13 protein-coding genes are annotated in these 12,611 nt (G+C 72.9%); 9 read left to right on the forward strand and 4 right to left on the reverse strand.

What is annotated here, in order from left to right; genetic code table 11:
- The first annotated feature begins 32 nt into the window (after window positions 1-32).
- Window positions 33-1,748, forward strand: a complete 1,716-nt coding sequence (locus tag OHA84_RS04725; RefSeq protein WP_266973178.1) for a histidine kinase — start codon at window positions 33-35, stop codon at window positions 1,746-1,748.
- Here OHA84_RS04725 and OHA84_RS04730 read toward each other — a convergent pair.
- Together OHA84_RS04730 and OHA84_RS04735 are read right to left on the reverse strand one after the other, a co-directional pair.
- Complete coding sequence (locus OHA84_RS04730; RefSeq protein WP_266973176.1) at window positions 1,689-2,495, reverse strand: ABC transporter permease; 807 nt, start codon at window positions 2,493-2,495, stop codon at window positions 1,689-1,691. The genes OHA84_RS04725 and OHA84_RS04730 overlap by 60 nt on opposite strands.
- Window positions 2,492-3,472 carry an ABC transporter ATP-binding protein gene (locus tag OHA84_RS04735; RefSeq protein ID WP_266973174.1) on the reverse strand — a complete coding sequence of 327 codons (981 nt, stop codon included), beginning with the start codon at window positions 3,470-3,472 and terminating at the stop codon, window positions 2,492-2,494. The genes OHA84_RS04730 and OHA84_RS04735 overlap by 4 nt, the downstream gene beginning before the upstream one ends.
- Window positions 3,473-3,629: 157 nt before the next feature.
- Between OHA84_RS04735 and OHA84_RS04740 the strand changes: the two genes are divergently transcribed.
- Together OHA84_RS04740 and OHA84_RS04745 are read left to right on the forward strand one after the other, a co-directional pair.
- Window positions 3,630-4,328 carry a response regulator transcription factor gene (locus tag OHA84_RS04740; RefSeq protein ID WP_266973172.1) on the forward strand — a complete coding sequence of 233 codons (699 nt, stop codon included), beginning with the start codon at window positions 3,630-3,632 and terminating at the stop codon, window positions 4,326-4,328.
- A gap of 116 nt (window positions 4,329-4,444) precedes the next feature.
- Window positions 4,445-5,065: an L-threonylcarbamoyladenylate synthase gene (locus OHA84_RS04745; RefSeq protein WP_053682472.1), complete on the forward strand. Its 621-nt coding sequence runs from the start codon at window positions 4,445-4,447 to the stop codon at window positions 5,063-5,065.
- 176 nt (window positions 5,066-5,241) lie between these two features.
- On the opposite strand, the gene OHA84_RS04750 is transcribed toward OHA84_RS04745, so the two are convergent.
- A complete protein-coding gene (locus OHA84_RS04750; protein ID WP_053682473.1) occupies window positions 5,242-5,661 on the reverse strand; it encodes a nuclear transport factor 2 family protein in 420 nt (139 codons plus the stop codon).
- A gap of 100 nt (window positions 5,662-5,761) precedes the next feature.
- Between OHA84_RS04750 and OHA84_RS04755 the strand changes: the two genes are divergently transcribed.
- A complete protein-coding gene (locus OHA84_RS04755; protein WP_266973169.1) occupies window positions 5,762-6,331 on the forward strand; it encodes a PadR family transcriptional regulator in 570 nt (189 codons plus the stop codon).
- Window positions 6,318-7,172, forward strand: coding sequence for an SGNH/GDSL hydrolase family protein (locus OHA84_RS04760; RefSeq protein WP_053682475.1), 855 nt, complete (start codon window positions 6,318-6,320; stop codon window positions 7,170-7,172). The genes OHA84_RS04755 and OHA84_RS04760 overlap by 14 nt, the downstream gene beginning before the upstream one ends.
- A gap of 45 nt (window positions 7,173-7,217) precedes the next feature.
- On the opposite strand, the gene OHA84_RS04765 is transcribed toward OHA84_RS04760, so the two are convergent.
- Window positions 7,218-8,858 (reverse strand): AMP-binding protein, encoded by a 1,641-nt coding sequence (locus OHA84_RS04765; RefSeq protein WP_266973166.1) that lies wholly within the window; start codon window positions 8,856-8,858, stop codon window positions 7,218-7,220.
- Window positions 8,859-8,964: 106 nt separating this feature from the next.
- Between OHA84_RS04765 and OHA84_RS04770 the strand changes: the two genes are divergently transcribed.
- The 4 genes from OHA84_RS04770 (at window position 8,965) to OHA84_RS04785 (ending at window position 12,610) form a co-directional block, all read left to right on the forward strand.
- Entirely contained in the window at window positions 8,965-9,123 is a 159-nt protein-coding gene (locus OHA84_RS04770; RefSeq protein ID WP_266973164.1) for a hypothetical protein, read from the forward strand.
- A gap of 152 nt (window positions 9,124-9,275) precedes the next feature.
- A complete protein-coding gene (locus OHA84_RS04775) occupies window positions 9,276-10,193 on the forward strand; it encodes a MurR/RpiR family transcriptional regulator (RefSeq protein WP_053682476.1) in 918 nt (305 codons plus the stop codon).
- Between the two features lie 315 nt (window positions 10,194-10,508).
- On the forward strand, window positions 10,509-10,898 hold the full coding sequence (locus OHA84_RS04780; protein ID WP_053682477.1) for a hypothetical protein: 390 nt from the start codon (window positions 10,509-10,511) through the stop codon (window positions 10,896-10,898).
- Window positions 10,899-11,635: 737 nt separating this feature from the next.
- Window positions 11,636-12,610: a thiopeptide-type bacteriocin biosynthesis protein gene (locus tag OHA84_RS04785; protein WP_053680623.1), complete on the forward strand. Its 975-nt coding sequence runs from the start codon at window positions 11,636-11,638 to the stop codon at window positions 12,608-12,610.
- Window position 12,611: the final 1 nt, after the last annotated feature.

Here is a 12,611-nt window from a genome sequence, read left to right on the forward strand (position 1 = left end):
GGGCGTGGGGGGCCGGCCGATAGCCTCGGCTCGTGATCAGGCGTGGGAAGACCGCCGCGGCGGACCGGCGCGAGGGCCGGCGGCGGACGAGCACGATGGCCCTCGACGTCCTGCTGTGGATGGTGCTCACGGGCGCCGCCGTCACGCGGTACCGGGACGACGCGGGCGTCTGGTCTCCGGTGCCCGTGCTGCTGTTGTCCTCGGGGGTGCTGGCCGTCGCGTCGGCGGTGAGCCGCCGGCGGCCCGGGGCGGCCGTGTTCCTCGCCAACGCGCTCTGCGCGCTGGGCCTGTTCGACCCGGGCACGCCGGCGAACGCGTACCTGCTCGCGCTGGCCGTGCTGTCCGGGCTGCTGGGCGTCAGATCGTCCGGGGCGGGGCCGGCGCTGCTGGTGTTCGGCGCCTGCATGGCCCTGGACCTGGGGCTGTGCGCGGCCTTGCGGGTGGGCGCCGTGCACTGGTTCTACGTCGTGACCCTGCTGCCGGGGGCCGTGCTGCTGCCCTGGGCGGCCGGCTGGTACTGGCGGGCCCGGCAGGAGTTCGTACGGGGTGGCTGGCGGCGGGCGCGCCGGCTGGAGAGCGGGCAGCGGGACGTCGCGGAGCGGGCGCGGCTGCGCGAGCGGACCAGGATCTCGGCCGACATGCACGACTCCCTCGGGCACGAACTCAGCCTCATCGCCCTGCGTGCGGGCGCCCTGGAGCTCTCCCCGACGCTGACCGACCGGGACCGGGAGGACGTGGCGCGGCTGCGGGCGAGCGTCGCGGACGCGGTCGAACACCTCCGGGACACGATCGGAGTGCTGCGCGAGGGCGCCGACGCCGAACGGTCCGCTTCGACGACGGGGGCGGTGACGTCGCCGGAGTCGGCGGAATCGGGGGACTCCGGAGACTCCGGGAACTCGGTGGAATCGGTGGAGCAGCTGGTCGGCCGGGTGCGGGCGACCGGCGTCGCCGTGGAGCTCCGCCGGGACGGCGAGGTGTCCTCGCTGCCACCGCTCGTCGACCGGACCGTGTACCGGGTGGTGCGGGAGTCGTTGACGAACGCCATCCGGCACGCCCCGGGCAGCACGGTGGACGTGCGGGTGGCCCGGGCCGGCGGCCGGGTCGAGGTGCGTGTGGTCAACTCGGCGCCCCCGGGACGCGCGCCGACGCGCGAGGGGGCGGGACGGCACGGTCTGGTCGGGCTCCGCGAACGGGTGCGGATGATCGGGGGAACGCTGCGGGCGGCCCCGCGCCGGGGCGGGTTCGAGGTGGTCGCCGACCTGCCCGACCGGGTGGGGGCCGAGCGCCGCACGGCCGTCGCGGAGCCCGGCGGAGAGGAGTCGGAGTCGGTGCGGGGCCTCGTGGCCGCCCGCCGCAGTGCGCGGGTGCGGTTCGCGCTCGCGTTCGGCGTCCCCGCCGGCATCGGGCTGACCATGGCCCTGTCCGCCGCCGTCCTCGCCGTCCAGTTGGCGGGCTGTGTCCTGCGGCCGGCGGACTTCGCCGCTCTCACCCTCGGCTCCTCCCGTGCGGATCACGCGGACGTGTTGCCGGCGCGGACCTTCCGCTACCCGTCCGACCCGATGCGGGCGCAGCCCGCGCCGGTGGGCGCGGACTGCGCGTTCTACCGCTCGAACGGCAACCTGTTGGAGCAGGTGGACGTGTACCGGCTGTGCTGGTCCGGGTCCCGGCTGGTCGCCAAGGACGTGTGGTCAGGCGTCGCGTCCGCGCAGCACCGCCCGGCCGGCCAGATGGGCGGCGAGCGCCCATGACAGCAGGATCAGGGCCGCCGCCGCGGGCGGGTACGGGGCCCCGGTCTCGCCGCGCATCAGATGGGTGCCGGCGGTCTGCGGCAGGTAGTCGTTGATCGTCAGCAGTACCTCGCCCCCCAGCCCGGTCAGCACGCTCGGGATCGCCGAGAGGACGACGAACACGACCGTCAGTACTCCCGCCGAGGCCCGCACCGCGAAGGCGACGCCCACGGTGAGCACGGCGACGAGCGCGCAGTAGAGGGCCATGGCCAGCACCTGGACGACCGCCTTGGCGGGTTCGAACGTCGCGTGCCCGCGGAAGGGCACCCAGGCGACCGCGATGCCCAACGCCCCGTACAGGATCCCCGCGACGGCCGCGACCGCGGCGGCCATGACCGTCTTGGCCAGTTGCATGCGGTGCCTGACCGGTACCCACAGCAGTGAGGCACGCACGCTGTTCGTCGCGTACTCGCTCGTCACCGCGGTCATCGCCAGGACGACGATCGCGAACTGCACGAGCAGCAGTGCGGTGACCGGTGCGTTGCCGACGGGCTGGAGCGGCACGTCGTTGATGCGGGCGATCGAACCGTAGTAGTAGGTGAACACGCCGGTGGCTGCCGCGCCCACCGTCAGGCAGACGTAGGGCGAGCGCACTGACCACGTCTTGGTCCACTCCGCGGCCAGCGCCCCCACGAACCCTCCGGCGCCGACACGGGTCCCGGGCCGCCGGGGAGAGGGGGTGTCGACGGTGTTCTCCACGGCGCTCACACCCCGGCCTTGCGCGTCGACCGCGGGTCCTGCGTGCCGTACTCGACGCTCGTGCCGTACTCCACGCTCGTGCCGTACTCCACGCTCCGGGCGGTGAGTTCCATGTACGCCTCCTCCAATGAGGCCGATTCCGCGTGGAGTTCGTGCAGTCGTACCCCCAGCCGGTGGGCCAGGTCCCCCACCTCGGCGGCCGTGCTGTTCCTGATGACGGCCCTCCCCTCGGCGCCCGGCTCGACGCGCGCGCCGGGCAGCTCCGCCGCGTGCCGCAGCAGCGTCTCCCGGTCCTCCGGGTCCGGGACGCACACCCGCACCGACGGCTCCGCGGCGTTCGCCAACAACCGCTCCATGGGCTGGTCCGCGAGCAGTCGGCCCTTGCCGATGACGACGAGTTGGTCGGCCGTCAGTTGCATCTCGCTCATCAGGTGACTGGAGAGCAGGACGGTACGGCCCTCTGCGGCCCGGGCCCGGACCAGTTCGCGTACCCAACGCACCCCGTCGGGATCCAGACCGTTGACCGGCTCGTCGAAGATGAGCACCGCGGGGTCCCCGAGCAGGGCCCCGGCGATGCCGAGGCGTTGGTGCATGCCGAGGGAGAATTCACCGGCCCGTCGGCGCGCCGCCTTGGCCAGGCCCACGCTCTCCAGCACCTCGTCCACCCGCCTCGCGGGGATGCCGTTGCTGCGGGCCTGCGCGAGGAGGTGGCCGCGCGCCGACCTGGCCGGGTGCAGGGACTTGGCGTCGAGCAGCGATCCGACCTCGCGGATCGGGTGGCGCAGCGAGGCGTACCGTCTGCCGCCGATGAGGGCGTCGCCCCCGGTCGGGTGGTCCAGGCCCAGGATCATCCGCATCGTGGTGGACTTGCCGGCCCCGTTGGGGCCGAGGAAGCCGGTCACCCGACCGGCCTTGATGTCGAGCGTCAGTCCGTCGACGGCGAGGGTCTCGCCGTAGCGTTTCGTCAGTCCCCTGAGCGTGATCACGATGTCCTCCGGTGTCGTTTCGTACTGCCTCGACCGTAGGAATCGCGGGGGCCTCGGGGCATCGGCCCCGCGGTGGTGAGGGCACCCCCCACTTTCGTCGGGGGTGCCCCTCCTCTGGTCCGATCCGCCCGGCGGGGGCGGTGGTTAGGCTGACCGGATGGTGCGAGTGCTGGTGGCGGACGACGAGGCGATGGTGCGCGCCGGTGTACGGGCGATCCTGGCGCGGGATCCGGACATCGACGTGGTCGCCGAGGCGACGCAGGGGCTGGAGGCCGTGGAGGCCGTGCGGGCGCACCGTCCCGCGGTGGCGCTGCTGGACATCCAGATGCCGGTACTCGGCGGGATCGCGGCCGCCGCGCGGATCCACCGGGAACTGCCCGGGACCGCGGTGGTCATGCTGACCACGTTCGGCGAGGACGCGTTCATCGCCGACGCGCTGCGGGCCGGCGCCGACGGTTTCCTGCTCAAGGCGGACGATCCCCGGGAACTCCTGAACGGGGTGCACGCGGTGGCGGCGGGCGGCGCCTATCTCTCGCCCCGGGTCGCCGCCCGGGTGGTGTCCGGTCTGCGCAGCGGCGCCCTGGCGGGTGGGATGCCCACCGGCCGGCCGGCCGCGCGGCTGACCGAACGGGAGTCGGCCGTGCTGGCGTTGTTGGGGGGCGGCCTGTCCAACGCCGAGATCGCCGGCCGGCTGCACCTCGTCGAGGGAACGGTCAAGGCGCACGTCAGCGCCGTCCTCGCCAAGCTGGGCGTACGCAACCGGGTGGAGGCGGCGCTCGTGGCCTGGGAGAGCGGCATGGTCGGGCGTGGGGCCGACCAGGCCCATGTACCGCCGCTGCCGGGTCGGGACGGGTGACCCGGTCGCCTGACGCGCGGCCCGGGCGGACGCGCAGGGCGACCCGGGCGACCTCGGCCCGGACGGACGCGGGTCCCGAACCGGAGCGGAGCGTCCGCGTCGCGTAGTCTCGGTGAATGGCGAAGTACTTCGACGTGCACCCCGAGAATCCGCAGCAACGCTCCATCGGCAACATCGCCGACATGATCCGCTCCGGCTCGCTCATCGCGTATCCGACCGACTCCTGCTACGCGCTGGGATGTCAGCTGGGCAACCGCGACGGCCTCGACCGGATCCGGTCGATCCGCCGACTGGACGACCGGCACCACTTCACCCTCGTCTGCCAGAACTTCGCGCAGCTGGGGCAGTTCGTCCACATCGACAACGACGTCTTCCGCGCGATCAAGGCCTCCACGCCCGGCAGCTACACCTTCATCCTGCCGGCGACGAAGGAGGTGCCGCGCCAGTTGCTCCACCCCAAGAAGAAGACGGTCGGCGTGCGCATCCCCGACCACGCGGTCACCCAGGCCCTGCTCGCCGACCTCGGCGAGCCGCTGCTGTCCAGCACCCTGCTCCTGCCGGACGAGCCCGAGCCGATGACCCAGGGCTGGGAGATCAAGGAGCGCCTCGACCACGTGCTGGACATCGTGGTCGACTCCGGTGACTGCGGGACCAGGCCGACCACCGTCATCGACTTCTCGGGCGGCGAGGCCGAGATCGTGCGCCACGGGGCGGGCGACACGGCCCGTTTCGAGTAGCCCCGACGACAGTGCCCCGGGCCCGGTGCGGGACGGGCGGCGTCGGGCCCACGCCTCGGCCCGCCCGTGGTCGCCGGTGCCCGGGGACGGCGCGGCCCGCACCGCCGACGCCGGCCGCCGGTCACGCCCCCACCGCCGACGCCCGCCGCCGGTGACGTGCCCGGCCTTCGACGCGCTCAGCCGTCGACGAGACCGTCGGCGACCAGACCCACCAGCACCGCCTCGCCCAAGGCCTGCACCGCGGTCTGCGGGCGCACCATCACCGTGATCTCCCTGATCCGCTCCTCCCCGTCCAGGTGCAGCAGGTCCATGCCGTGGATCTGCCTCCCGTTGACGGTGGCCCGGAAGGGAAGCATCACCGCCGGGGCCGGCTCGCCGTCGACGCCGGTCTCCGCCGCACCGTCGAGCCGCCCGATGTAGCGGATGTCCTCGAACGTGCGCAGCAGGACGCCGAAGAGGCCCATCACCATCGCCTTGCCCTCGAACGGGCCGAACTTCACCGGACTGTAGAGCCGGACGTCCTCGGTGAGCAGGTCGTCGATCGCGCCGAGGTCACGGTTGTCGACGGCGGCGCGGAATCGGTCCGCAGTGCTCATGTCTCCCCCTTGCTACTCATGAATGCGATTACTCATATTCTTGACTATCATGGATGTCGGGTCGCTGAACAGAGGCGGCCGGGCGAGGAGGAGTGATCGGGTGGCTCTGCGGCACGCCGTACTGGCGGCACTGCTCGACGAGGAGTTGAGCGGGTACCAGCTGGCCAAGGCGTTCGACATGGGAGTGGCGAACTTCTGGCACGCGCTGCCCCAGCAGCTCTACGCCGAGCTGAGCAGGTTGGAGGAGGCGGGCCTCGTCGAGGGCCGGGAGGTGCTCCAGGACACCCGTCCGAACAAGCGGCTCTTCCGGGTCACCGACGCCGGCGCGGCCGAGCTGGAGCGGTTCGCGCAGACCCCCGGCAAACCGTCCTTCATCCGGGACGACCTGCTCGTCAAGGTGCAGGCCGCCGATCACCTCGACGCCGAGGTGCTGATCGAGCGGCTCTCCGAGCGTTCGACCTGGGCACAGACCAGGATCGAGCTGTTCGAGGCGCTGTTGGCCAAGATGCGGGGCGCCTCGGACGAGGAGGAGTTCCTTCGCGGCGGCGCGCGGATCGGCCCCTACCTGACCTGCCTGCGCGGCCTGGCCTTCGAACGGGCCAATCTGGACTGGTACCGGCGGACGATCACCGTCGTGCGAGAGAGGCGGGCCGACCGTGCCGAAGGATGAGTACCTGCGGTACGTGGCGCTGGGCGACAGTCAGACGGAGGGCGTGGGCGACGGCGACGACCTCACCGGACTGCGCGGGTGGGCCGACCGGCTCGCCGAGACCCTGGCTCCGCACCACCCGGGTCTGCTGTACGCCAATCTCGCCGTCCGGGGCCGCCTCGCCGGGCAGGTCCGCGACGAGCAACTGGCTCCCGCCCTCGCGCTGCGGCCCGATCTGGCCACCGTCGTCGCCGGGGTCAACGACCTGCTGCGCCCCCGCTTCGACGCCGACGAGGTCGCCGACCGGGTGGAGTCGATGTTCGCCGCGCTCACCGCGCAGGGGGTCCGCGTCGCCACGGTCACCTTCCCGGACGTGGCCACGCTGATCCCGATCGCCCGCCCCGTGGGCGCACGTGTCACCGCCCTCAACGACCGGATCCGGTCGGCGGCGCGGCGGCACGGGGTGGTCGTCGCGGAGACCGCCTCACACCCCGTGGTCGGCGACCCGCGGATGTGGAGCCCGGACCGGCTGCACGCGAGCCCGCTGGGACACGCCCGGATCGCCGCGGCCGTCGCCCACGCGCTCGCCGCGCCGGGAGCGGACGACTCCTGGACGCACCCCCTGCCCGACCCCCGACCGGCCGGGCCGGTCGGATGGCGGCAGGCCACCGGCGAGCTGCGCTGGGCCGCGTCCTTCCTCGGCCCCTGGACCGCCCGCCGGCTGCGCGGCCGCTCGTCGGGCGACGGCCGCACCGCGAAACGCCCGGAGCTCACGCCCGTGTTCGCCGACGGCCGTCCGGACGGCCTTGCGGAGAGTCGGGCCGACGGCCTTGCGGACGGGCGGGCGCCGGAACGCCACTGACGCCGCCGCGGGGACGGCCCGCGGGCTCACCCGTCGACCGGATCGCTACGCCCGCGCGTCCGGCGGCGGGGCCAGCAGGCGCACGGCCATCTCCCTCATCTCGATCTTCCGGATCTTCCCGGTGACCGTCATGGGGAACTCCTCCACCACGTGGACGTAGCGCGGGATCTTGAACCGGGCCAACCGGCCGTCACAGTACGCGCGGACGGCGTCGGCGGTGAGCGGCTCGACGCCCTCGCGCATCCGCACCCAGGCCATCAGCTCCTCGCCGTACTTCGGGTCGGGCACGCCGATGACCTGGACGTCCAGGATGTCCGGGTGGGCATGGAGGAACTCCTCGATCTCCCGGGGGTAGAGGTTCTCGCCGCCCCGGATCACCATGTCCTTGATCCGGCCCGTGATGGCCAGGTAGCCGTCGTCGTCCATGACCGCGAGGTCGCCCGTGCGCATCCAGCCCGCCTCGTCGACGACCTCGGCGGTCCGGTCCGGCTGCGCCCAGTAGCCGAGCATCACCGAGTAGCCGCGGGTGCACAGCTCCCCCTGTTCCCCGCGCGGCACGGTCCGGCCGCTGTCGGGGTCGACCACCTTGACCTCCAGGTGCGGGCCGACCCGGCCCACGGTGGACACCCGGTGTTCGATGGAGTCGTCCACGCGGGTCTGGGTGGAGACCGGGGAGGTCTCGGTCATCCCGTAGCAGATCGACACCTCGGCCATGCCCATCCGGTCGATGACCTCCTTCATGACCTCGACCGGGCAGGGCGAACCCGCCATGATCCCGGTCCGCAGACTGGAGAGGTCGTAGGAGTCGAAGTCGGGGTGGGTCAGTTCGGCGATGAACATGGTGGGGACGCCGTACAGGGAGGTGCACGCCTCCGCCTCGACCGCGGCGAGGGTCGCGCCGGGTTCGAAGGACGGCGCGGGGATGATCATCGCGGCTCCGTGACTGGTGCAGGCCAGGGCACCCATCACCATCCCGAAACAGTGGTAGAACGGCACGGGGATGCAGACCCGGTCCAACTCGGTGTAGTGACAGGTCTCGCCCACGAAGAAGCCGTTGTTCAGGATGTTGCGGTGGGAGAGCGTCGCCCCCTTGGGGAAACCGGTGGTCCCCGAGGTGTACTGGATGTTGACCGGATCGTCGGGGCTCAACCCGGCCTGTGCGCGCACGAGTTCGGCGGGATCGGCCTGTCGTCCGCGCTCCAGCAGGGAGTCCCATCGCGGGCCGTCCAACAGGACCACGAACTCCAGGTCGGGGCAGCGCGGCCGGACTTCCTCGATCATCCCGGCGTAGTCGGAGGCCTTGAAGCGTTCGGCCGCGACCAGCATGCGGATCCCGGACTGCCCGAGCACGTACTCCAGCTCGTGCGCGCGGTAGGCCGGGTTGACGGTGACGAGGACGGCTCCGATCGTGGCCGTGGCGTACTGCACCAGGGTCCACTCGGCCCGGTTCGGGGCCCAGATCCCGACCCGGTCGCCCTTGACGATGCCCTGGTCGAGGAGGCCCAGCGCGAGGGCGTCGACGTCGGCGGCCAGTTCGGCGTACGTCCATCTGCGCCCGGCGGCCATGTCGACGAGGGCGTCACGTTCGGGGAAGGACCGCACGGCGCGGTCCAGGTTCTCCCTGATCGTGTCGTCCAGCAAGGGCACTTCGGCGGACCCGGACGCGTGGCTCGGCACGACGGACACACATTCCCCCTGGAGTCGAGGCGGGCGCGGAGCCGGCGGCCCGGCGCCCCTTCATGATCCCCGCCGGTCCGGCCGAAGGCCACCCCTCGACGCACCCCGGAACGCCGTGTCACGCCGCCGAATGGCCGGTTCGCCGACGCGACGGGCGGGGCTCGGGGTGGTCGTGCAGAACGGCTGGGTGACGCAGACCCTCTCGAACACGGCCCACACCGCCGCCGAGCGGATCGCGACCGCCGTCGCCCCCGCGCACCCCCTGGAGCGGTGACTCTCGGAAGTGACCGCCGGGTACGGTCCACGGCAGGGCGTCGGCGCGCCACCATGGAACGGCGGGGCCCATCCGTCGGCGGACCACCGACCGGTCCACCACCATGAGTGAGCTATGTTTGATCAAGAGTGACATGAGAAGGAGGCCCGCCGGTGTCATCGGGGCAGCAGGCACGCGCACAGGCGGCCGCGATCACGCCGAGCGGACAGCCCTCGGACCACGAGCGCGTCCCCGGCGAGCGGGTGCGCGCGCTCTTCGACGGGCGCCGGCTCTCCCCCGGCCAGCGACGGATCGCCCAGTACCTGATCGACCACCTGACCGAGGCCGCGTTCCTGTCCATCACCGAACTGGCGGAACGCGTCGGCGTCAGCCAGCCGTCCGTGACCCGATTCGCGACCTCCCTGGGGTACAGCGGATATCCGGCGCTGCGGGACATCCTCCAGCCGATCGCGCTGAGCGCGGTCGCCGGCTTCCCCGAGAGCCGCGAGCAGATAAGACAGAACGAACTGCAGGCCGCCGTGGACGCGGAGATCGAGAACCTGGAGAACGTGCGGCGCCTGCTCGCCGACACCGATCAGGTGCTGACCATCGGCCGCGATCTGGCCCTCTCGGTCCCCCTGACGGTCCTCGGCCTGCGGATCTCGGTGTCGCTGGCGGAGTACTTCGCGTACGCGGCCCGGCGGATCCACCCCGACGTCCGGCTGGTGACCGGCGGCGGCAGCGTCGCCTACGACGCGCTGCTCCAGTCCCGGGCCGCCGGTGGGACGTGGGTGCTGGCCTTCGCCATGCCCCGGCACGCCAAGGAGACCCTCGCCGCGATGCGAGCGGCCCGCAGTGCCGGACTGCGCATCGCGCTGATCACCGATCCGACGCTGGGGCCCCTGGTGGACGAGGCCGACGTGGCGCTGACCGCCGCCACCGGGTCACGGCTCGTGTTCGACTCGTACGCGGCGCCGAACGTCCTGTCCGCGGCGCTGTTGCAGGCCATGGCGGATGCGGATCCCGAGCGGACACAGGCCCGCCTCGAAGGGTACGAGCAGGTCGCCGACCTGCACGGATTCTTTCTCTAGCCCCACCCCGGAACGACATACCCCGGGGCGCCCACATACCCTCGGGGCGCATGTAATTTTTCATACGCTTGCTTACTCAACGGTATATATGTTTACTGAGGCGCGGCCGGGATCCACCAGATGCCAAGGAGGGCGTCCCCACGCCGTCCCAGAAAGAACACTCAGCCGCGCGCGCTGCCTCCTCAGTCCGCTTCCGAGTGTTCGATCCGGGCTTTCGGATCCCGAAGACCGCCATGGCGGCCTCGATCAACCCCTGGGTCGAGGCCGCCCAGCAACCTCTCGATCAGAGTTCGACACCACTCGGAAGCGACGAGAATGCCTCAACTGGCCTCCACCGCCCTCAGCCCGGACTGGCCCTGTCAGGTCAAGGCCCCCGGGAGCCACGACTGGGAACGCACCGCGACGCGCTGGCTGCGCGACCTGCTCCCGGCCCGGTACGCGGGTTACTCGACGCTGACACGTCATCCGGTACTCCTCACCCGGCACGCCCAGCTCCAGCTCCAGCACGAGATGCGCGCGGTGCGGGTGGCGCTCGAGACGAGTCGCGCCGAACTGCCCGCGATGGGTGTGGCGGAGTCCGTCATCGAGAACACGATCCGGATGTACGCGGTCGAGCTCGAACAGTTGGGCCGCCTCGCCCGCGGGGTCCGCCTCATCACCGACGCCCTCGTCGTGAGCGGCGGCGCGGGATCGCGCAGGCGATAGCCGCCGAGGGGCGCGCGCTCCGGCGGATCGGAGCGGGCCCGGAAGCCCCCGGATCCGGCTGAGGGCCGGCCTGGCGCCCCCCCTGCGGGCGCACCCGCCGGCCGCGCCCGTACGCGAGCGAGCCGTCCCGAGAGCCGGGTGTCTCACGGCGGACCGCACTCCGGCAGGACCGTCACGTGATCACGGCCGTGGTGGACGAGCCGGGACCACGCCAATCGTGCGCCGGCTCGGGCTCGTTGTGTGCCTGACGGACCCCGCCGTACCCGACGCCGACGGGCCCGGCGCGCACGCCCCGGTGAAGGGCGCCCCCTCGTGTACCGGTCGGGTCGCGTGGACCCGACCCGGCGGCCGAAGCGGGGCGAGGCCGAAACCCTCGGCACCCGCGCCGACGTCCCCCGCCGGCATCGTCGCGCCACACGACGCGCACACCCGCCTGCTCGCACCTCCCCCTCCCCGCGAGTCCGTGCGGGCGCGGGGCCGCGTCGCGTGCGCGGGGCCCTTCGGCCGCACCGGCCCCACCGGCTCCCTCGATCCGCGCCGGAGTGTGACTGACTTCCGGACACCGCCCTCTCGGCCGTGCCCCGGCATGCGGTTACGGTGGTGATCACGCCGTTCGCCCGCGGCCGGCGGCCCGATCCGTCCCCCACCGGATCGCCCCCACCCGAGCCCCACCCGTGCGCCGCCCCCATGACGAACTCCCGCCCCGCCCCCGCCCCTTCTTCCCCAGAGGAGCCGAAGTGACCGAGGCAATCGACGCGACCGGCGGACGCTGGTTCAGCCTGCACCTCTTCCCCCGCTTCGCCCGCCCGACCGGTGAGGACACCGACGCGTTCCTCGTCGAGGATCTCGCCCCGCTGCTGGACGGGCTGGTCTCCGACCGCAGGGCGACCTCGTGGTTCTACCTCCGTCACGTCGACGTGGACGGCCCCCACCTGCGCGTCCGGGTTCGCGACCTCACCCCGGCCGGGGTGGCGGCGCTGTACGCCGAGACGACGCTCCTCGTGAAGGAACGTCTCGGCGAGGGAGCGGAGATCCACGAGGCGCCGTACGTACCCGACACCGAACGATTCGGCGGTCCGACCGCCCTGCCCGTGACGGAGGACGTCTTCGCACTGTCCACCCGGGTGGCCCTGGACGGGCTCGCGCGCACCGGACGCGGCGGCGAGCGCCTCGCCCTGGCGGGGGACCTCGCGCAGGCCACGGCGGCGGCGCTCGGGATGGACCGCTACGAGGCGGCGCGGTGGTTGCGGTGGCAGACGACCGGGTGGCGTTGGTCCGAGGACGTGCTGCACACCCCGGCCCCCGTGCCCTCCCCTCGCGTCGACCCGGGCGGCGGACCCGGTCGCGAGGAACTGATGCGGCGCGCCGACGCCGTCCGGCACGGGGTGGCGAACGGCGTCGGCGTCGGGCCGGTGGCCCGTTGGGCGGCGGGGCTGCGGGAGGCCGACGCCCGCCTGGAGGAGGCGGCCGGGCGTGCGGCCGAGGACGACGGCGCGGACGGTTCGGCCGTGTGGGCGGCGGGCCGCGCCTCGGTGTGGACCGCCGTACGCGCCTCGCTCTGGGCCTCGCACCTGCATCTGCTCTTCAACCGTCTCGGGCTGGCCCCCGACGAGCAACGGGCCGTGTGCCGGCTCGCCTCCCACGCGCTGACGGACACCTGGGAGCGGGGGCCGCACCTCCCCGAGGAGCGCCCTGCCACCGACGCGCGGTAGG

The sequence above is a fragment of the Streptomyces sp. NBC_00513 genome (assembly GCF_041431415.1).
Lineage (GTDB): Bacteria > Actinomycetota > Actinomycetes > Streptomycetales > Streptomycetaceae > Streptomyces.